Source organism: Pedobacter sp. GQ55 (assembly GCF_059758925.1).
Genome location: NZ_JCAXEI010000002.1, coordinates 674,103 through 695,956, shown reverse-complemented (window position 1 = coordinate 695,956; position 21,854 = coordinate 674,103). Strand labels below are relative to the sequence as shown.

Annotated in this window: 18 protein-coding genes; 8 read left to right on the top strand and 10 right to left on the bottom strand. The window is 39.0% G+C overall.

Annotated features, from left to right (window positions below):
• Positions 1-13: 13 nt before the first annotated feature.
• A complete protein-coding gene (locus AC6CH7_RS07855; protein WP_498262148.1) occupies positions 14-3,076 on the bottom strand; it encodes a SusC/RagA family TonB-linked outer membrane protein in 3,063 nt (1,020 codons plus the stop codon).
• A 568-nt stretch (positions 3,077-3,644) separates the two neighbouring features.
• Between AC6CH7_RS07855 and mgtE the strand changes: the two genes are divergently transcribed.
• On the top strand, positions 3,645-5,018 hold the full coding sequence (gene mgtE / locus AC6CH7_RS07850; protein WP_498262147.1) for a magnesium transporter: 1,374 nt from the start codon (positions 3,645-3,647) through the stop codon (positions 5,016-5,018).
• A 174-nt stretch (positions 5,019-5,192) separates the two neighbouring features.
• Here mgtE and ychF read toward each other — a convergent pair whose 3' ends face one another.
• Positions 5,193-6,287 carry a redox-regulated ATPase YchF gene (ychF, locus tag AC6CH7_RS07845; protein ID WP_498262146.1) on the bottom strand — a complete coding sequence of 365 codons (1,095 nt, stop codon included), beginning with the start codon at positions 6,285-6,287 and terminating at the stop codon, positions 5,193-5,195.
• Between the two features lie 101 nt (positions 6,288-6,388).
• Between ychF and AC6CH7_RS07840 the strand changes: the two genes are divergently transcribed.
• On the top strand, positions 6,389-6,901 hold the full coding sequence (locus AC6CH7_RS07840) for a DUF5362 family protein (protein WP_294873366.1): 513 nt from the start codon (positions 6,389-6,391) through the stop codon (positions 6,899-6,901).
• A gap of 15 nt (positions 6,902-6,916) precedes the next feature.
• Here the strand turns inward: AC6CH7_RS07840 and AC6CH7_RS07835 are convergent, their stop codons facing one another.
• Positions 6,917-7,627: an SRPBCC family protein gene (locus AC6CH7_RS07835; protein ID WP_498262145.1), complete on the bottom strand. Its 711-nt coding sequence runs from the start codon at positions 7,625-7,627 to the stop codon at positions 6,917-6,919.
• 157 nt (positions 7,628-7,784) lie between these two features.
• On the opposite strand from AC6CH7_RS07835, the gene AC6CH7_RS07830 reads away from it, so the two are divergent.
• Positions 7,785-9,224, top strand: a complete 1,440-nt coding sequence (locus AC6CH7_RS07830) for an alpha-L-fucosidase (RefSeq protein WP_498262144.1) — start codon at positions 7,785-7,787, stop codon at positions 9,222-9,224.
• A 3-nt stretch (positions 9,225-9,227) separates the two neighbouring features.
• Here AC6CH7_RS07830 and AC6CH7_RS07825 read toward each other — a convergent pair whose 3' ends face one another.
• The 5 genes from AC6CH7_RS07825 to AC6CH7_RS07805 form a co-directional block, all read right to left on the bottom strand.
• Positions 9,228-12,365 (bottom strand): efflux RND transporter permease subunit, encoded by a 3,138-nt coding sequence (locus AC6CH7_RS07825; RefSeq protein ID WP_498262143.1) that lies wholly within the window; start codon positions 12,363-12,365, stop codon positions 9,228-9,230.
• A 17-nt stretch (positions 12,366-12,382) separates the two neighbouring features.
• Complete coding sequence (locus tag AC6CH7_RS07820; RefSeq protein ID WP_498262142.1) at positions 12,383-13,483, bottom strand: efflux RND transporter periplasmic adaptor subunit; 1,101 nt, start codon at positions 13,481-13,483, stop codon at positions 12,383-12,385.
• Between the two features lie 7 nt (positions 13,484-13,490).
• Positions 13,491-14,774: a TolC family protein gene (locus AC6CH7_RS07815; protein ID WP_498262141.1), complete on the bottom strand. Its 1,284-nt coding sequence runs from the start codon at positions 14,772-14,774 to the stop codon at positions 13,491-13,493.
• Positions 14,775-14,848: 74 nt separating this feature from the next.
• Positions 14,849-16,210 (bottom strand): sensor histidine kinase, encoded by a 1,362-nt coding sequence (locus AC6CH7_RS07810; protein ID WP_498262140.1) that lies wholly within the window; start codon positions 16,208-16,210, stop codon positions 14,849-14,851.
• A complete protein-coding gene (locus AC6CH7_RS07805) occupies positions 16,207-16,887 on the bottom strand; it encodes a response regulator transcription factor (RefSeq protein ID WP_498262139.1) in 681 nt (226 codons plus the stop codon). Before AC6CH7_RS07805 ends, AC6CH7_RS07810 begins: the two co-directional genes overlap by 4 nt.
• Positions 16,888-17,205: 318 nt before the next feature.
• On the opposite strand from AC6CH7_RS07805, the gene AC6CH7_RS07800 reads away from it, so the two are divergent.
• From AC6CH7_RS07800 to AC6CH7_RS07780, 5 genes are all read left to right on the top strand, one after another.
• Positions 17,206-17,406 (top strand): ORF6N domain-containing protein, encoded by a 201-nt coding sequence (locus AC6CH7_RS07800; protein ID WP_498262138.1) that lies wholly within the window; start codon positions 17,206-17,208, stop codon positions 17,404-17,406.
• 235 nt (positions 17,407-17,641) lie between these two features.
• A complete protein-coding gene (locus AC6CH7_RS07795; protein ID WP_172659546.1) occupies positions 17,642-18,088 on the top strand; it encodes a KTSC domain-containing protein in 447 nt (148 codons plus the stop codon).
• 110 nt (positions 18,089-18,198) lie between these two features.
• Positions 18,199-18,624, top strand: coding sequence for a hypothetical protein (locus tag AC6CH7_RS07790; protein ID WP_498262137.1), 426 nt, complete (start codon positions 18,199-18,201; stop codon positions 18,622-18,624).
• A gap of 32 nt (positions 18,625-18,656) precedes the next feature.
• Entirely contained in the window at positions 18,657-19,244 is a 588-nt protein-coding gene (locus AC6CH7_RS07785) for a DUF3267 domain-containing protein (RefSeq protein WP_498262136.1), read from the top strand.
• 49 nt (positions 19,245-19,293) lie between these two features.
• Positions 19,294-19,776, top strand: a complete 483-nt coding sequence (locus AC6CH7_RS07780; protein ID WP_048906991.1) for a hypothetical protein — start codon at positions 19,294-19,296, stop codon at positions 19,774-19,776.
• A gap of 68 nt (positions 19,777-19,844) precedes the next feature.
• On the opposite strand, the gene AC6CH7_RS07775 is transcribed toward AC6CH7_RS07780, so the two are convergent.
• Together AC6CH7_RS07775 and AC6CH7_RS07770 are read right to left on the bottom strand one after the other, a co-directional pair.
• Positions 19,845-20,561 carry a 3-keto-disaccharide hydrolase gene (locus tag AC6CH7_RS07775; RefSeq protein ID WP_048906990.1) on the bottom strand — a complete coding sequence of 239 codons (717 nt, stop codon included), beginning with the start codon at positions 20,559-20,561 and terminating at the stop codon, positions 19,845-19,847.
• 132 nt (positions 20,562-20,693) lie between these two features.
• Positions 20,694-21,842 (bottom strand): serine hydrolase domain-containing protein, encoded by a 1,149-nt coding sequence (locus AC6CH7_RS07770; protein ID WP_498262135.1) that lies wholly within the window; start codon positions 21,840-21,842, stop codon positions 20,694-20,696.
• Between the last annotated feature and the right edge of the window lie 12 nt (positions 21,843-21,854).

Sequence of the window (21,854 nt, the reverse complement as noted above, 5' to 3'; positions counted from 1 at the left end):
GAGAATATTTAAATTAAAGAGAGAAATTTACCCCGAAATTGAACGTCCTTGCGGATGGGTAAGGCACATATTCTATACCTGCCGATGGAACGCCATTGATGCTCTTGTCAACATTTACCTCCGGATCAAAACCTGAATAATTTGTAAGCACAAATAGATTTTGTCCGTTAACATATACGTTTAGGCCTTTAATTGCCTTTCCTATATTTCCGATGTTATAGCTTATTGTAGCATTCGCCAGTTTTAGGTAATCGCCCTTTTCTATATAGCGAGATGATGCAGAAATGGGGTTGGCCAACGACTCAAGTATCCCGGAATTTAGCAATGCTGATGCAACATTTCTTGTACCTAAATTGGTAATTGGCAATACAGAGTTGGCGGTGTTGTTATACACGTCTTGCCCTAAAGAACCATTGAAATTAAGACCCAATGATAATTTTTTATACCTGAAATCTGTGCTGATACCAAGCATTACACTTGGATTAGGATTACCAACATAATAATAAGTAAAACCATCGTCGGCATATTTCGAAAATCCATTCTCATCTAAGCCCTCATAACGGCGGGTAACCATAGCAAAAAGTGGCAGGCCATTCTGGATCACTTCTAATGTTACATCACTTAATCCCTGTCCGTTTAAAGAACCGGTATTAATAATCCCTGTAACGTCCTGTACTTTGTTTTTTATAAACGTAGCATTACCACCTAACGACCAGCTGATGTTTTCTTTATCAATGATACTTCCATTTAATGTTAACTCAATACCATTGTTTTTGATTTTGCCGGGAAGATTTACCCAGGTAACTGAAGCTCCTGCAGCAGAAGGATAGAATGGTATTTGTGGAAACAACAGATCAGTCGTGGTTTTTCTAAAATAATCTACCGACCCTGTTAACCTGCTTTTAAAAAGACCAAAGTCGATTCCAATATTGGTCTGCTCATCTGCCTGCCATTTTAATTTATCATTTTTATTGTTTATCCCCCTTAAAGTCTGACCTCCCTGGTCATAACCAAAAGCATAGCGTTGTTGTGCCGATCCGGAAGGGAACTCCTGATTTCCTGTTTTACCGTAGCCGGCTCTGATTTTAAGCTGGTCCAACCACCCTGTTTCTGAAAGGAATGCTTCATTTTTAATATTCCAGGCAGCAGAGAAAGATGGGAAATAACCATACTTATTATCGGCCCCGAACTTGGTAGAACCATCTGCTCTGAAAGTTGCCGTTAACAGATATTTATCGGCATAGTTAAAGATGGCTCTTGCAAAGTAAGATTGAAGCTGTGTTTTAGGGTCGTAGTATGAACTCATTTTACGATTAGCCGGTGCGGTTGCCTGTAGGGCATCTGTATAATCTACAGGAATGTTTCCAAAACCTGTTGCATTCATGTTTGAACCCTTATTGATGTAGTTGGTATATTCATAACCAACAAGCGCATTCAGGTTTAAACGCGAGGCAATCTCTTTATTAAAAGTTAAGGTATTGGTAAATTGCTGCGTTATTAATTCTGTGCTCGAATAACTTGCGTAACCACCCAAAAAGTTCTGATCTGGTTTTTCCTGTACACCTTCCAGATTAATAAAGCTACGGGTAGATGATCTTCTTACCCCAGTGCTGTAGTTTATACTGGCCAGCATTCGGAATTCAAGCCATGGGGCAATTTTGTAATATGGCGAAATACTACCCAGTATGGTTGATACTTTTGATTTATCGTTATACGCTTCAGACATGGCTAAAGGGTTAACAATTCTACCGTTCTCAATAAATAATGATCCGTCGGCATTCCTTAATGGTTGGGTTGGATTCCAGGAAAGGGCCTGACTGATCAAACTACCGGTAAAACCTGCATCTGTTGTTATAGGTGCGATGGTTTCATTGAATTGACTACTTAACAGATTTACATCAAGGCCAAGGTTTTTGCTTTCCAGAAACTTGAAATTTCCGTTAAATGACCCTGTGTATTTTTTTAAACCTGTTTTTCTGATAATACCTTGCTGATCCTGGTAGCCTAATGATGCACGATAGGTGTTCCCATCGCCACCTCCACTTAAACCAACGGAATAATTCTGGTTGTAGGCAGTACGGGTAATGGCATCCATAGCATCTACATTGCTTCCAAAATCACCACTTGTAAGTCCGTATTTGTTCAATGCTGAGCGATAGGCATCGCCGTCTAAAACATCAATCTGGCGCATGATATTGGAAACACCAGTTGAGGCATTAACATCTAACTTTACGCCTCCGCTAGAACCTCTCTTTGTTGTAATTAAAACCACACCATAAGCAGCTCTTGATCCGTAAATTGCAGTAGCAGAAGCATCTTTAAGAATCTCCATAGAGGCGATGTCATTCGGATTAATAAAGTTTAACGGGTTTCCACCTGGTGCAGCTCCAATACCTCCTCCTGGAGAGCTTTTAACTCCTCCAACGCTGCTTGGACTTGCCGATGGTCTGGCCGAGCGGCCATCGAGAGCAATCCCATCAACCACATATAAGGGTTGTCCGGAACCGGTCATGGCTGTATTACCTCTTATCCTTACTGTTGTAGAGCCTCCGGGTTGTCCGCTGTTATTGATCATTTGTACCCCGGCAACCTTGCCCTGAATAAGTTGGTCAGGTGCAATGAGCGGGCCTTTATTGAAATCTTTTTCAGCTAAAGTGGCCACTGCTCCGGTAAGGTCTTTCTTTTTCACGGACCCGTAGCCTATTACCTGAACCTCACTTAAATTATTTGCCGATTGTAATACAGGGTTTATTACATTTTTACCCCCAATTTCGACAGTTAAACTTTCCATGCCCACATAACTGAAAATTAGCCGTTTTGCTGTCTGTGGGACCTGAATGGAGTATTTTCCACTGCCGTCGGTAAGGGCCTTTACATTTGTGCCTTCAACACTAACCGTAACACCAATTAAGGTGTTGTTTTCTTTATCTGATACTGTACCTGTAACTACCGACTGCGCAAAAGCAGCTGAATTGATCACTAGTAGCACAAGTAAAGCTGCTGCTTTTTGCAGCATACGTACTCCGGGCCTGTTTTTTAAAACAATGCCGGTACTTTTTAATAAATAGTAATTCATCGTAAATTTTAGTTAGATTATTAGAATAAGAGTTGATTACAGTGATGATCGTAGTCTGCCTGGCAAAAGCAATGCGCATATAAATTCCCCGACGTGAATACGCCAAAAAACCAGGGCCTGATTTTGCAGGATATACTACTTTAAGGTAATATCAATACAGAATTTAAGATTAGCCAGCTATTCTTTATTGGGTTTGTAAAGATGGATTAGCTCAACGTAAGAAGTAAGCTTAAATAAGCTTAGGTGAATAAAATGTAGGTTCATAAAGGTTAGGATTAGGATGATTAATAATAGGATTAGGGAGGTGTTGGGGTTAACTATAGAGGCTTTTTAGTCATATCTGTTCGTTAGTGTTAGGAATTGAGACAATATTTGGTGTATTAAATTTAGAAAAATTTTTGGGAACTATGCTAACTAATAAACTGCAGGTTTATTAACGAAAAGGATAAGCTTTGACAGTCCTCATTTTTATTGTAATAATTTTCTGATTATAAGTGCCTTTTTTAAAAATAAAAAGGCATTTTTGCACCCGTAAAATAGTGAAAATCATGTAAAGAATTTAGTGCATATGGAAGAGGTAGTTGTTGAAGAAATCGTAAGGCTTTTAGAGCTTCAAGACGATGCGCAATTAAAGGCTTATTTAGATGATCTGAATATATCAGATGTAGAGCATCTGATAGACGAACTCCCCCAGCATGCAGTAAAATTTATTGAAACTTTATCTGTTAAGAGGGCGGTAAATGTATTCCGTATACTTGATTTCCCTACACAGGAAAAGATCATTAAAAAGCTTCCTGGCAATAAGTTAGCTGAATTAATCAATTTACTTCCACCCGATGACCGTACTTCGCTTTTTAGTGAACTGAAGGGCGATGCTGTTAAAAAGTTGATTATTCTTTTGCCTGCCAAAGACAGAGTAGAAGCACTTTCGCTTCTGGGTTATGAAGAGGATAGTGTGGGTAGGTTGATGACTCCAGACTATGTTGCAGTTAAAAAGGACTGGACGGTAACACGAGTGCTTTCGCACATCAGACGTTATGGTAAAAACTCTGAGACCATTGATGTAATTTATGTGATCGATAAAGACGGCGTATTGTTAGATGACATCAGAATAAGGGAAATTCTACTTGCAGATCCGGAAGCAAAAATCGGTGATCTTACAGATCAGCGGTTGATTGCTTTAAAAGCAAGTGACCATCAGGAGGAAGCCATTAATATATTTAGAATGAACAACAGGGTAGCATTACCGGTTGTAGATGAGAATAATGTATTGCTGGGGATAGTTACCGTAGATGATATCTTATGGATTGCAAACGAAGAGTATACCGAAGACATACATAAAATTGGGGGTACCCAGGCTTTAGATGAGCCTTATTTAGATATGCCTATACTTGGCCTGTTTAAAAGAAGGATAGGCTGGCTTGTTGTACTTTTCCTTGGAGAAATGCTTACCGCTACTGCGATGGCACATTTTGAAGCTGATATTGCCAAGGCGGTCATATTGGCCATGTTTGTTCCGCTAATTATTTCGAGTGGAGGAAATAGTGGTTCTCAGGCATCTACTTTAATCATTCAGGCAATGGCTCTTGGCGAAATCACTATTGGTGATTGGTGGAGGGTAATGCGCCGAGAGATCATCTCTGGCTTGATGCTGGGAATTGTTTTAGGTACTATAGGGTTCTTAAGGATCTTTGCCTGGACTTTCTTTACCGATATGTATGGCCCACATTGGATGCTTATAGGTTTAACAGTTGGAGTGGCCTTGGTAGGGGTAGTATTATGGGGCTCGCTTGCGGGATCAATGCTTCCCTTATTGCTCAAGAAATTAGGAGCCGACCCTGCAACGTCATCTGCTCCGTTTGTAGCCACCCTGGTGGATGTAACGGGCTTGATCATCTATTTCTCGGTAGCAGTGTTGTTTCTTACCGGAGTGCTGTTATAAAGGACAAAATAGGCCGTTCTATTCAAAGACTGGCATCTGTTACCCGCTGCGCTAAATGGTCAACAGCGCCTAGGTCTTTTTCTTAGAAGACCGATTTTGTGGAAGCATGGTGCATTTATAAAAAAGGCTTACTATTCTGAATAGTAAGCCTTTTTTAACTAGAGAATAATAATCTTAGACGTTAAAACGGAAGTGCATAATATCTCCGTCTTCAACAACATAAGTTTTTCCTTCAACACCTAGTTTTCCGGCATCTTTACATGCGTTCTCAGAGCCTAGTGTTACGAAGTCGTTATATTTAATTACCTCAGCACGAATAAATCCTTTTTCAAAATCTGTATGAATTACACCAGCAGCCTGAGGCGCAGTGAAACCTTTTGTGATTGTCCAGGCCCTTACTTCCTGTACACCTGCCGTAAAGTAAGTATATAGGTCTAGTAACCTGTACGCTGCGCGGATCAGTTTATTTACACCCGATTCAGTTAAACCAAGATCGGCAAGGAATTCCTGGCGTTCTTCATAACTTTCAAGCTCAGCAATTTCAGATTCAATTTTAGCGGAGATCACCAATACCTCAGCATTTTCATCTTTTACTGCTTCTTTAACGCGGTCAACATAAGCATTTCCGGTTATAACAGAGTTCTCATCAACATTACAAACATACATTACAGGCTTTTGGGTAAGTAAGCCTAGATCCTGAATAAATTCAAAATCTTCAGCAGAAACTGCGGCAGAACGAACTGACTTGCCACTCTCTATATGAGGTTTTATTATGCTTAGGATATCGAAAGTTCTTTTGGCCTCTTTATCAGTTTTAGCCATTTTTTCAACCTTCTGGATGCGTTTTTCAACAGTATCCAAATCTTTAAGCTGTAATTCGGTATCAATAATTTCTTTATCGCGAATAGGGTCTACTGATCCGTCAACGTGAATCACATTTCCGTCATCAAAGCAACGTAAAACGTGGATAATAGCGTTTGTTGCTCTAATATTACCCAGAAATTGATTACCAAGACCTTCACCTTTTGAAGCCCCTTTTACTAAACCGGCGATATCTACAATTTCAATTGTATTTGGTACAATCCGGTTAGGATTTACGAGTTCTGCAAGCTTAGTCAATCTATCATCAGGAACTGTAATAACACCAATATTTGGTTCAATAGTACAGAAAGGGAAGTTAGCGGCCTGAGCTTTTGCGTTAGATAAACAGTTAAATAAAGTGGATTTTCCAACATTTGGTAAACCAACTATACCACATTGTAATGCCATGTATGTTTTTTTCTTGATTTGGCGCAAAGGTATCAATTTTTTAAAAATATTCTTTATGTTTAGGCAAGCTAAAAGCCTTATAAAAAAACAATACGATCAACATGGAACATTTTGAAGAAGAAAATCCTGAGGAAACAACACACAATGACCCTCAAGAGGGAGAGGAAGTCTTGTTAACCGTAACAGAAGACATACGTAGTTACATATATGAAACTGCCAGGTGGACCAAATTCCTATCTATAATAGGATTTGTAGCAACCGGAATTATGATCTTGTTTTCATTTAGTGCAGAAGCATTGATAAGCGCAATGAATGGCAAGGTGGGTGCAGCCAACAACCCTTGGGCGGCACTTGGAGGAGGTTTCCTTACAGTCGTTTTCCTATTGTCGGCCTTACTTTACTTTTACCCAAGCTTATTAATGTTTAAATATGCCAATTCGGCAAAACAAGCCGTATTATATGGCGATCAGCCGGCGTTAAGCGAGGCAATGAGCAAAATGAAATCGTTCTTTAAATTTTGGGGTATTATTACCATTACCATATTGGGCCTTTACATTATCTCTTTCCTTCTTGGAATTGTAGCTTATCTGGGCGCAGGTAGTGTTACTCCTTAGGAACTAAAGATACTTTTACAAGGTTCCGTTAGCATATATCGGAATCTTGTTTTCAATGGTATGTTTAAAGCTCCTGATCTCCTTTTTTAACAGACTCTCAAAATAAGGGTTTAATAGCCTGGCTAAACCAATGCCAACGCCTCCAATTGGAGGATGATAGGATAGAACCACTTTCAATATTGTCCCGGTTTTATCAGCTGTTTCTGTAAACTTAACCCGCCCCACATGACTTATTAAAGAACTTGGAGAAGATCTCCATCCAATTAAATGGTTTGGTTCATCCTTAATAATTTCTGCGTCCCAATCTATCGAAAATAAGCTTCCCATTACATTGCTTTTCCAGTGAGAAAGGTTTTCGTCAATTACCTCTACGTTTAGTAAATGTTTAATGCTTCCCGGAAGGTTATTTAAATCGCGCCAATAGGCATACACCTCGCTGGCAGGTCTGTCAATTTCAAATTCGCCCCTGATGTTTATCGCTCTTGGTTTATTGCCATCTATTCCAAGTTTTTCATATACAAAACATCTGCCGGTAAAGCCTCGGTAGGCCAAGTAAGCGCCATATAGAAATTGCGCTCTAAGTGGTCTCCTAATTCCTCTGGTCATTAAAATGCCACTTAGCAATACAGAAACCATACGTTCTGTAAGGCCTATGTTCTCATAATGATGCTTCTCGATAGAGAATTTTCCCGACCGGAGCTTTAAATTAGTTTCATGTGTTTTCATTTGATGGCTTATTTTTATTGGCAATGATAAACCAATAACACTTTGTTTAATAGATAAGTTTTAAGATTTGCCAAAATCATTTATTTTAATGACAATAGCGTAGAATTTTTAGCAATGCATAAATTGCAATTTTAAAGTTCGTAACTAACCATACACAATGAAACTAATAAAGACCTATTCAGCTGCAGCCATGTGCTCATTATTGTTTACCGCAAACAGTTATGCACAATCATCTGTAGCAGCACCTAAACCTTATGGTGTCGTTCCAAACAAAAATCAGTACGCCTGGCAACAAATGGAGTATTATATGTTTATCCATTTTGGGCCAAATACGTTTACAGATAAAGAGTGGGGGCATGGCGATGAAGATCCAAAGGTGTTTAATCCTAAGAAACTTGATGCCCGACAATGGGCCCGCACTGCAAAAAATGCTGGTATGAAGGCAATTATCATTACTGCCAAACACCACGATGGTTTTTGCCTGTGGCCAAGTAAATTTAGCACACATACTGTTAGAGAAAGCGCCTGGAAAGACGGTAAGGGAGATGTGCTAAAAGAACTATCTGCAGCTTGTAAGGAATATGGGTTAAAATTCGGAGTCTATCTATCTCCTTGGGATCGTAATCATCCTGAATATGGTACCCCTAAGTATAATGACGTATTTGCCAACACCCTTAATGAGGTATTAAGCAATTACGGAAGTGTTTTTGAGCAATGGTTTGACGGTGCAAATGGTGGCGATAAAAAGCAGGCATATGACTGGCCTAAATTTTATAATGTAGTTCGCAAAAACCAACCTCAGGCAGTAATATTTAGTGATATCGGCCCTGATATTCGTTGGATGGGAAATGAAAGAGGTGTTGCGGGCGAAACCAACTGGTCGACCTTAAATACCAATGGATTTGGAGTAGGAGCAGAGGCCCCCGAAAGTAAAGTGCTTAACACAGGTGATGAGAATGGTAAATACTGGATTCCTGCAGAGGTTGATGTTTCTATCAGACCGGGATGGTTTTATAGTGCCAATACCGATAATCAGGTTAAAACGCTTGATCAGCTGGAATCTATCTACAATACTTCCGTTGGCCGCAATAGTAATCTGTTGTTAAATGTTCCGGTAAATCGTGATGGTTTAATCCATCCGACAGATTCTACCAGGTTAATGGAATTCAAGAAATACCTGGATGCTGCTTATAAAACTGATCTTGCAAAAGGTAAGAAAGTAACGGCAAGCAACATCAGAGGAAAGGATAAAAAATTTACTGGTCAAAACTTAACCGACGGAAACAACGAGACTTACTGGACAACAGATGATCAGGTAAAAAACGCAGTGATTACCATAGATCTAGGGAAAGAAACCGAGCTTAACCGTATTGTACTTCAGGAATTTATTAAACTAGGACAAAGAGTGAAATCATTCTCGGTAGAATATCTGGAAGGATCTGAATTTAAAACTTTAGATACACAGACTACCATAGGACGCAAAAGAATCCTGGTGTTCCCTACCATAAAAACGACTAAGATCAGAGTAAATATTCTGGATGCAAATGCCTGCCCGGTACTTTCAAACGTACAACTTTATAAAGCACCGGACTTATAGGCATTAGTTCTGCGGAACAGATGATATATGTAAATGTTTAACCTTTTTCTGGTATGCCCAGTAGACAACTATTGGGTATACAAAAAGGTTAAATAATGTATTGGTGATCAATCCGCCTATAACGACAATAGCCAAAGGCTTTGATGCTTCTGAACCTATTCCGGTAGATAGTGCAGCCGGCATCAAACCAATTGCAGCCATCAAGGCAGTCATAATTACCGGACGCATTCTGCTGGCAACACCATCTTTCAGTGCATCCGCAAAAGTCCACTCCGGACGATGTTTTAATTCTACCATGTTACTTTTAAATCGTGTAATCAGAATTACCCCATTTTGCACACATATACCAAACAGTGCAATAAACCCAATACCAGCCGAAATATTAAAGTTAACTCCGGTGGCCAGCAGTGCAAGTACGCCTCCGATCATTGCAAACGGCACATTGTTTAACACCAGTAATGAATCTTTGATGTTTCCGAACAATACAAACAGGATAAAAAATATGAGTAATAAGCTGATCGGCACAGCCTCAGACAAGCGACTGGTAGCCCTTTGCTGATTTTCGAAATCACCCGCCCACTCCAGTTTGTATTCTTTAGGGAGTTTAATTTGAGCCTTTACTTTAGCCTGTGCTTCGGTAATTACGCTACCCATATCCCGACCTCTTATTGAGAATTTAATGGCCCCATAACGTTCATGCTTATCGCGGTAAATAATGCTTGGCCCGGTAATTTTACGGATAGTAGAAATCTCACTTAATGGAACTTTGGCGCCGGAAATAGTAGGGATACGTAGCGCACCAATTGAAGCTTCATCTTTTCTAAAGTCTTCAGGATACCTGATTCGGAGATCAAATTTACGCTCTCCCTCATAAATCTGAGTAGCAGCCTTACCACCAATGGCCATCTCTATTATTGAGTTTGCATCCTCTGTTCTAACTCCATACAGAGCCATTTTATTTTGATCCAGGTTGATCTGCAATTCAGGCTGTCCAAGATTTCTAAGAATCCCTAAATCCTCAATTCCATTAACTGTTTTTAAAATGTTATATATGTCTTGTTCATGCTTTTCGATAAATGAATAATCGTTGCCAAACATTTTAACCACAATAGATCCTTTTACACCCGATACCGCTTCCTCTACGTTATCAGAAATAGGCTGAGAAAAGTTTAAACTAATACCAGGATAACCCTTAAGTTTTTCCTGCATACGCTCTACCAGCTCCTCTTTGGTTTGCTTGCGTTTCCATTCTGCTTTGGGATAAATATCAACCAGGAATTCCATATTGTAAAATCCGGTAGCATCAGTGCCGTCGTTTGGCCTGCCGGTTTGTGATATTACCTGTTTCACCTCCTCAAAGCTTAAAAATATCTTACGCATCTCGTTCGAAAGCTTTTTGGTTTCATTAAGTGAAACACTTAGTGGAGCACTGGCCCTTACGTATATTGATCCTTCATCCAGTGTAGGTAAAAACTCTGTTCCCAGAAACTTAAAACTAAATAAGCCAACTACAAATATAACCATGGCCGAGGCGAACACGAGTTTTCTTGCTTTAAAGCAAGCCGTATAAACGCGCATCACAACTTTTGTAAGGAACTCTAAAAATATATTGTGCTTTTCTTTAACATTCTTTCTAAGCAATACACTTGCCATTGCTGGTACCAATGTAAAGGTTAGCAATAAGGCACCTAACAATGCAAAGCTTAGGGTCCATGCCAATGGCGAGAACATTTTACCCTCTACTTTTTCAAAAGTAAAGATTGGCATTAAGCCGGTAATGATAATTAGTTTGGCAAAGAAAATGCCCTTGCCATTTTCCAGACAAGCTCTTTTAATGATGCCCAGTTTACTCATCCGGTTAAATTTCTCGGCGCCGTTTTTATGAGAGTTGTAATCGAGGGCGACAAAAATCCCTTCTACCATTACTACCGCGCCGTCTATAATGATCCCGAAATCTATGGCCCCCATAGAAAGCAGGTTGGCCGACATGCCTTTTAGTTTTAAACAAATAAAAGCAAAAAGGAGTGCCAGAGGTATAATAAGTGAAACGATTAGTGTGGTTCTCCAATCAGCCATAAACAGGAACACAATCAGGGTAACAAAAATGATCCCTTCGAGCATGTTGTGCATTACCGTATGTGTGGCAAAGTTTACAAGATTCTCTCGGTCATAGAAAGGACTGATCTTTACATCTCCTGGCAAAATGTTTTCATTTACATCCTTAATCTTTTCTTTAAGATTGTGGATCACTTCGCTCGGGTTTTCGCCTTTGCGCATCACTACAATGCCTTCAACTACATCGGGGTCGTGGTCCCTGCCAACCTGCCCTAAGCGTGGAAGAGCCGATTCTGTTACCTCAGCAATGGTTTTAACATATACAGGTGTACCGTTAAAGTTGTCAATAATGATGTTCTTGATCTCATCAATATTATTTAGTACACCAATTCCACGAACTACATAAGCTTGCCCACTTTGTTCAATCACATCACCACCAACATTAATGTTGCTTTTAGAAACAGCTTCGAAAAGTTCCGTAGCAGTTACTCCGTATTGTAATGATTTTTGAGGATCAACTGTGATTTGGTATGTTTTTACTTCTCCGCCAAAGCTTACCACATCGGCGATGCCTGGTACTGATAGCAGCTCCCTTTCCACTACCCAATCCTGCAAAGTTTTTAGCTCCCTGACGGATTTCTTATCGCTCTTAAGCGAATAGCGGAAAATCTCGCCGGTAGGACCATATGGGGGTTGTACTTCTGGCTTTGCGCCCGAAGGCAGGTCGGCTTCGTCAAGGTGGTTGTTGACCTGCACCCTTGCAAATTGATAATCTACATCATCTTCAAATGTGATTTTAACTACCGACAACCCAAATAAAGACGAAGAACGGATACTTGTTCTTTTCTCGGTTGGGTTCATGGCAATTTCTAGTGGCCGGGTAACAAACTTTTCAACCTCTTCGGCACTGCGGCCGGGCCACTGTGTGATGATGGTTATATTGGTGTTGGTTACATCTGGAAAAGCTTCAATGGTGGTATGCTTGAAACTCAGATACCCCGCCAGTACTAAAATAAAGGTGGCAAAAAATACAAAGTATTTATTTTTAAGGGAAAAATTTATGATGGACTTAATGAATTGATTCATTACTATAAGTTAAGTGGTTATTGAGGTCTCAAACTGTCGTACAGGAAAAGCTGTTTAGAAGCAACAACTCTATCGCCTGCATTGAGACCCTTGCTGATATAGGCCTTGTTTTCGAATTTTCTGCCTATTTCTACTTCCTGTATACGTACTTTTTTTACCGGATCAAGTACCAGTACGTAATATTTATTGTTGTCAAAAATGAGGCAATCTGTACTTACCACTGGCAAGGTTGCACCATTCCGGGTGGCAATTTGTACAGTTGCCATCATTCCCGGCTTTAGTAAATATCCCGGATTATCTATTACCACGCGGGCATTCATTACTTTACTATCATTGTTGAGCATGTTGTAAATCTTACTGATTTTGCCTTTAAATGGTTTATCTGGATAGGATAAGATTGAAAGATTAACCTCATCGCCCTCTTTAATTTTAGAGATGTCCGATTCGTATATATTGATCAATGCCCATACATTAGAAAGATCAGCTATTGTAAATAAGTTCTCATTATTGTCTGGCCTTACCTGCATGTTGCTGGTTACATTTTTATCGATTATGAAACCAGATATTGGTGCTTTTATAGCATAGGTGCCATTCTTATTACCTCCGTTTAAGGACAGAATAGACCTGCTTCTTTTGTCTTCTGCTTCCTTAACCAGAAGGTCATTTTTTGCCTGTTCAAGATCTCGTTCAGAGGCCAATCCGCTTTTAAACATATCCTCAGTAAGTTTTACACTGCGCTGCGCATTTCTTAATTCAGCCGAAGAACTGATGGCTTCTTTATCAAAGCCGGCCATTTCTGCACTGGTCATGGTAGCCAGTAATTGACCTTTGGTTACCCGATCTCCGCGCTTTGCCGGTACGTTTTTAACGAGCCCGCTTACCATTGGGTAAACCTTTGACATATTCTCCTCGTTGGCCGTGATCTTTGCTGAAAAATTAAGGTCTGTCTGATTATTTGCATCTTGTACAGTGTCCATTTCCATCCTTTTCAGTAAAGAGTCTGTAATTACAAATTTTTCCTCCTTTGGAGCTTCTTTGGGCTGTTCTGAACAGCTTTGCAGAAATATTACAGCAGAGAGGGCGGTAAGTGTGCTGATGGTTTTAATGATTTTTTGCATGTGTGCGTTATTTAAAAATAGTTGAGCCAGTAACAAAATTGATTTCTTCCTTAGCGTTCATGCGCTCATATTTTAATGTGTTCATTTGTAGTGTGCTGGCTTTGTAGGAGTCGTAGAAGTCCAAAAACTCAATCAGACTGATGTTTCTGTTTTTGAAATTTTTAATGACTTCAACAATCAGTTTGTCAAAATCAGAATTGAAATTACTATCTAGACCACGGTACATTTTTTCGGTTCTTAAAGCAGATGTATAACTGTTGTATACCTCATTTTCGAGAATGGCTTCCTGCTTATTGAGCTTCGAGTTGCTTGCATCAATTGCAATTTTGGCCTTTTTTATTTCGCCTTGATTCCTGTTAAATAATGGGATTGGAAGTTTTATCCCTAAGCCGGTATAATTATCAGGATAAGAACCCTTAAGGTCGTAAACAAGTGACAGTTCCACATCTGGAATAGCGTTGGCTTTTTGTAGCCTCAGGTTATTTTCGGCATACGTGATTTCAGTTTTTGCCAGCTGAAGATCAGCGCGATTGCTCCTTGCAGTATCCAGTAAATTGGTATATGCCTTTTTATCAGGTTGATAATTCTGTTCTTCCTCTGCAGGAACCACAAGGACAAGATTTGCATCAGGCTTGATGTTTGTCATCAGTTTAAGCTGAGTTTGCAGGTCCTCAATATCATTAAGTAGACTGCTGTATTCTCCTTGCAGGCTGTATAACAATGATTTAATCCTAATGATATCCTTCATGGCTACATTTCCCATCTTTAACTGTTGTTCGTTGGCATTCAATAAAAGTTCAAGAGAGTTGATCTGCTCCTGATATACTTTGGCAGATTGCTGATCGTAATACATCTTATAGAAAGTTGAGCTGAGTGTGTATCGCAAAGTGCGCATCAGATCAAAATATTCGTACTCAGCCAGTTTAACACCGGTTGTAGCCAGTTTAATATTCTTGTTGCGCTTACCGGCAAGCTTAATCATTTGAGATAAGGAGCCCTGGTATTGCCCGGTAGCCTTGCTGGTTTCCAGAAATCTCTTTGTTTCTTTATTGTACAAAAGATTTTCGTAGCTGATTTCGGGATTATCGAACAAGCGGGCGGTTATCACATCGGCCTTTGCCTGATCTGTTTCATATTGCTGAGCGATTAGCTGGTAGTTGTTCTTTACAAAAAGACTTCCGGCATCCCGTAGGCTTAGCATAATCGAATCTGTTACCTGTGCCGAAGCTGTTGTTGCGAAGAAAAGAAGCAGCATGCAGCCAAAAAAGTTATGGAATCTTAAAGGTATCATGACCATTTGTGTAATGTTTGGTCAAACCTACCCTGAGGGAATTAAAGCGAAATTAAAGGGAAATTAAAATGAGATTAAAATCGAGGGAAGTGTACATGGAAGGTGGTGCCCTGGTGCCTTTGTGACTTTACAGTGATGTTCCCCTGGTAAAGCGTAATGATTTTATGCGCCATATATAAGCCCATTCCGCTGCCTGCATGTGCAGTTTTTGAAGAGGAGCTGTAAAAGGGTTTAAATATATTATCCAGATCAGCGGGCTCTATTCCAACACCTGTATCGGTAATGAAAATATGAATGCCATCATCTTTAACATCAAGCATGCATTTAACAGGCTGATGGTCTGAAAACTTAAATGCATTAGAAATGAGGTTGTCAATTGCAATTTGCAATAGGGTAGGGTTGCAGATAATGCTTAGCTGATCTTCGTCCGTAGGGAGGTCTCTTACCTCAACGAAAAGGTTGTTTATGCCTGTTTTTTGATTCCATTCCTGTTGAAGTTTCCATATCATTTCATCGATACGTACTTTTTCGAGATTGGTAGAGCCATACTCGAGATCGGCCTGGGCAAGCTTAAGTAAACTGCTGATGATGTTTTCCAGTTTTTCTGAATCCTCTAGTACTGAAATTAAGGCCTTTTGGTATTCTTCTTTACTCCGATCCTGAGAAAGGGCAATTTCAGTGCCTATGACCATTCTTGTTATTGGGGTCCTGAGTTCGTGCGAAGCATTGGCCACAAATGTTTTTTGCAAAATGAAGGATTGCTCCAGGTGCTCCATCAGGTTGTTGAAATTTTGGGCAAGTAGATGAATCTCGTCTTTATTGGGCCCTTCTTTTACCCTGAAATGAAGATTGTTTGACTTAATCAGTTTAACCTGATCTATAAAAAGATCCAAAGGCAGGAGTATTTTTTTTGCAATCCATCGGGCTGAAAGAAGCAACACAATAAAGATGATAAGGAAAATTGCTGCCATTATTTTCAATAGTTTTTCTGCCCTGGTGATAGTGCCTTGATCGATGGCGGAGGCCAGGATTACAAAATCACCCTGATTGTCTTTATAATAAATGCCTATTACTTGTCTGTTGCCATCCTTAAACCTGGCCTTTTTATATCGCCTTACCTTTTCGATGGTTTGGATGTTCCAATATTGCTGATCATCACCAATAAAAGTTGCGTCGTTTTTGCTGTTATAAATGCGGATCACCTCTCCATTTAACTTTTCGAGGTATTGTTCCCGTACGCGGGTTAGTGAATCGCTTGATATTTCATCAGCTTCCAGGTAAAGCTTGGCTGTAACCATGGTGCGGTCTGTAAGTCGGTCAAAAAAATCGCCCTGCATAAACTTTATGAAGGTAAAGTATATGGCAAAGAGCACACCAAGCAATACCAAAGTACTGATCAGAGTAAAATATAACGCCAGCCGATCTTTTATTTTCATGCCTCTTTGAGGATATAGCCCATCCCAATTTTTGTATGTATCAACCGTTTATCAAAGCCCTTTTCAATTTTCTTTCTGAGGAAATTGATATAAACATCAATTACGTTGGTGCCGGTATCAAAACTAATATCCCAGGCGTTCTCTGCAATGTATTGTCTGGACAGTAATCTGTTCGGGTTCTTTAAAAACAGCTCGAGCAGTATGTATTCTTTAGCCGTAAGCTCAATTGGTACGCCAGCTCTTTCAACAGACTTACTATAGGTATCCATAGTGATGTCTGCAAAATTAAGAATGTTATGTGGGGCAAAGTTTTTGTTGTTTCTTCTTAAGAGTGCTTCCAGGCGAGCAAGTAATTCTCTGAAATGAAATGGTTTCAATAAGTAGTCGTCGGCACCGGAACTTAGGCCGGTTACTTTATCTTCAATAGAGCCTAGTGCGGTTAACATAAGGATAGGAAGGTCTTTGTTTTTTGCTCTCAATTGACGGCATACCTCAATACCGTTTAAGCCAGGCATCATGATATCGAGTATTACCAGGTCATATTCATGGTTTTTAAATTCTGCCAAGGCCAAACTGCCGTCATGTATGGGGGTAACATGATATTGATGTTCCTCTAGCCCGTTTTTTATCAAGGCAGCTATTTTTACATCATCTTCTGCTAATCCAATTTTGAACATATATCGCAAATATATAGTATCTCAGGGAAAAGTTTTATAAGGGCATTCAAATGGTGTATAGCGATATCAGGACGAACAGGTAATTGTTGATAAGGGTTCCCTGCGCCCTGTTAGGGTTGGTTGCCCTATCAAGCCCCGGCAAGGTACTATGAACAACAATTTGCTAGGTTTTGTAAACTTACTTCACTATCAACTCTCAAAATATTGAAATTATTCGCACTATTTCATTTTTGAGATTTTATTATTAATTAGTTAGATATTTTTGTTACTTAAAGTTTCCTTATTATGTTTGATCCTAGCGATATCAAATAATGAACTATGAAGGATGCAGCTGTAGGGATTCCAGATGAATATTCAGCTTTGAGGTGCCAGATTGGCACCTCAAACGATGGTCGAGGAGGATTACGTTACATGCCATTTTGTTTCACTGAGCAGGGGGGTGCGATGTTGTCAAGTATTTTAATAGTGATCGAACCATTCAAGCTAATATTCACATCATACGCGTTTACACAAAACTAAGGGAACTCTTGCCTGTACATAAGGATGTTTTTCTACGAGTTGAACAGTTTGAAAAACAAATGATTAAACAAGACTAGAAAATAGAGTTGCTATTTACCTATCTGAATAAATTTATGGATAAGGCAGATGGGCCAAGAGAACAAATAGAATTCAAAGTGTCAAATGAAAATAAATACTAATTAATTGAATCATAATATGATTACCCGAAAAATCTGCGTACCTTCGCGCAAATTTTATGAAGAAGATCGTTGATTACAGGAAGTTATTGGGTGTACAGAAGGATGCCGAATTAAAAGAATTAAAAACCATTTACAGGGGTTTAATGAAAGATTGGCACCCTGACAAGTTTCAGGATAGCGAAGAAGCTAAAATAGAAGCAGAAACCAAAAGCAAAGAAATTATTGAAGCTTATCATTTTCTGGTTAGTATTGCTCCGGAAACATTAGCGCTTTCATTGGATGAGTATACTCAAACTACTGCTACCTGCGGTATTGCTGATTATAGCTGGGCAGGTTTAATACTAACTGTTCATTTCCTTGATGGTAGTGCTTATGAATATTTTGGCGTACCTAAAGCCGTGTATGTAAAATTAGTAAATGCTGATTCTCCAGGTAGATTTGCACGCAGACACATCTTTGGATCTTTCCCTTACAGAAATATAGTAAAACTGGAAACAGCTTAAGCTAAAACTTATATCGTTTTATATAGATCGCTAACCTGAGCATAAAAATGCTAAAGGTGTAGCGATTTTTGCTTTTTAAACGTTTTATATATAAAACTTAAAGCATGGATATGAAAGTGTATTTTTTGGCGATCATTACTTTTATAACTATGGGCTTCTATGCCTGCGAGAAGCAAAAGTCTGATCCAAATATTGAGGAAAAGTTAATTGGGAATTGGGAACTTAAATTATCAAGAGGGGGTTTTACCGGTCAAACTATACCCGTGGAGGCGGGTAAAAGTTCAGTTTTAGCATTTAAATCTAAGGACACCTATCAGCAGATTGAAAATGGAAAGCTAGTTAAGGAAGGGAAATACGTACTTTCAAAAGCAAAAAGCATTCATTCCGGACAACTTGAAACAGCAATATCATTTAACGAAGTTGATACCATTTCTAAAGAGCAAAGGAAATATGTATTGGGCTTAAGAAGTGATTCTTTATTTATCAGCGATAACTATTATGATGGTTACAGCATGCTTTATCTGAGGGTAAAATAATTCAATTTACTTTTATATCTTAGTTCCATACTATGGAACAATTCGATATACCAGGCTATAAAATGGAGGAAATGACTATTGATGCTGCTAAAGCGCAGGTAACCGCAATCGTCTATTTTATTCCTTTTGTTATTTTGTTTGGGCCACTTTACTATTTTTTGTGGAGTGATGGAACACTCGACATATTTAAAAATTTATTTCCGAAGGAGATGAATGGTTTGATGACAAGTGCAATCATGATTTTGGTAATACTTGTAGGAATTGTGATCCATGAATTAATTCATGGGATAACATGGTGCCTTTTTGCAAAGGAAGGATTTAAGTCGATTAAATTCGGGGTAATCTGGAAAGCAGTTACGCCATATTGCCACTGTAAAGAGCCTTTAAAAGTAAAACATTATATAATAGGTGCTATTATGCCTGCCTTATTGTTGGGGATACTCCCTATAATTTTGGCTTTAATTACCGGAAATATTCAGCTTTTTGCATTTGGTATGTTCTTTACTATGGCTGCCGGGGGCGATTTTATGATGATAAATATGATTAGAAAGTTGGATATGGACACGTTAACACAGGATCATCCATCTAAAATCGGATGTATTGTTTATAAAACCATATAGTGCCAAATTTTGTATAGTATTTAATAAACCATCAATTTAAATTATAGTCATGAAAAAATCAGCACTTTATTTAGCACTTATAGCTTTGCCTTTGGCATTTAGCTGCAATCAGGGGGGAGATAAAAGCTCGGAACTGAAAGATAGTACAATGATTGATACCGCAGATGCGCCGGTCAGTAATGAATGTTTCATTGCTGTTGATGGCGTAGATACTGCACATTTAAATGTAATAACGTCTAAATTGGGAAAAGTTACCGGTGGTTTGGTTATAAAATATCATGAAAAAGCAACTAATGACGGTTTAATCGACGGAAAGTTTAGAGGAGATACCTTATTTGTTGATTATACCTTTAAAATAGGCGAAAATAAAACCATTTATAAAAACCCACTTGCACTTTTGAAAAAAGATGGCAAGCTGGTGCTGGGTGTTGGTCAGATTGAAACATCTTTAGGAAGATCATATTTTGTAAAAGGGAAACCGATTAACTTTGAGAGGGGCAGGTTTACTTTTGCACCTACAGAATGTAAATAGGATATAAACGAAAGCGCCCGAATCATGATTGATTCGGGCGCTTTCGTTAAATTGATCTTATAATTGAATTATAAAGTACGGATTTTGATGTTTCTCCACTGGCTAGAGCCGGGGTGTTCTTGCAAAGCGATTTTACCTTTTGCAACTTTAGCAAAGTCTGCGAAATCTTTGTTCTTAAACTTGCTGTTAGCGATCATAGCTTTCCACTCTTCACTTCCTATCTGACCTTCAAATGTTTTGATGCCATTTAACCAGAAAGTAAGGTGTCCTTTGTCCTGGATTAGTCTAACTTTATTCCATTCGCCAACTGGTACTGGCTTAGAAACAGTTGAATCGCCAGACATGTCATACAGACAACCTGCAAGGTGGTTTTGTTTTTTGTTATCGCTTGCATCGATGTTATCTAATACCTGCATTTCAGGGCCGGTAAGATAAGTAGCGCCATATTTAGGGTCTTCCTGGATATCAAATATGATTCCGCTGTTTCCACCTTTAGAGATTTTCCATTCCAGGTTCAACTCATAGTTTTCGTATATCCCATCAGTAACAAGATCGCCTCCACCGGTAGGTTGAGTAGGATCAAAAACGATTGCTCCATCTTTTACCTGCCACTTTGCGCCCACTTCTTTTTTAAGATAAGTATGCCAGCCTTTTGTAGTTGTACCGTCAAATAATAATTTCCAGCCTGCTTTTTTTTCTTCTTTTGAGAGCGTATTAGGTGTTTGAGCCATTGCACTGGTAAAGAAGAGTGCAGAGGCTGCTAAAACGATTAATTTTCTTTTCATGAGTTTTTCTTTTGAGTACGCTAATATAAGAATTAGCTTAAATAATCGAGTCTGTACTTTAAATTTATCAAAGTCTTTACATTTTGTGATGAATGTAGTTGGATAATTAAAAAGATAATATCTATTGTCTGTTTATTTTATGAAGTTATTGTAAAGGCAATTGATACTTTCTATTAATATGCTATTGAAACCATTGGTATAAGCAGTATTGGAACCATTTGTGATGACAACAATTCCAAACTTTTCTTTTGGTTGGAAAAACATTGCGCTATAAAGGCCATAAGCAGAACCGGTATGTCCGGTCATGTGTTTTCCCGGAATCAGATTGTCGACATTAGTCATTGCCAGACCATAGCCTTCTTCGTCAGAAATCTTTGTCTGCATTACTTTAGCGCTCTTTTTAGAAATGATTTTTACGCCTTTATAATTGCCCTGATTCATGTGCATGGTCATGTATTTTGCAAGATCGGTAGCCGATATTTTCATTCCTCCGGTAGGGGAGAATGCTGGGGTACTGTATCCCATAACATAGTTTTTTATCTCCTCCCTACGTGGTGCGTAGGCTGAAGGGGCTGCGGCAAAGGTTTTTGAAACGGAATCATATTCATATAGAGTGGTAAACAAACTGTTGTCTAGCGAGTCTACACAGTATCCGCCATACAGTTTCAAAGGATCTAATATATGATGCTTTACATATTGATCAAATCGTTCTCCTGATAGCTTTTCTATTATGGCGCCCACCATATTGAAATTCAGATTGCAGTATCTATATCCTTTTCCGGGTTCATAATCATTGTAGCATTTTGCCCAGTTAGGGCCTTTTTCAGGGTTGATAACATCAAGATTAAAATAACCCTGGCTATCGTTTATACTTGAAGTGTGAGAGAGTACCATTTTTAGAGTGATAATGGTTTCAGGATATTTCGGGTTCCTTACCTTGAAACCTACCAGTTTGCTGAAATCATCATTTAAAGATAATTTTCCGGCTTCTGCAAGCTGCATAATAGAAGTGGCAGAGAAGGATTTTGAAATTGATGCTATTCTGAAGATGTCTTTATCGGTAAGCGATGTGCTTGTTTCAGTATTTTTAAGGCCAAATGAGTGTGTGTATATGATATCACCATTTTTTACTACAGCAACAGAGAGCCCGATGGCCTCTTGTTTTTTCATGATGTCTTTTAGCTCAGCCTCTGCCTTGGTAGCTTGACCGAAGCCGTACTTACTGGCACAGATGATTATAATTGCTGTAAGAAAATGCTTTAAGTAGGTTGGCTTTCTCATAGTCTGGAAGTC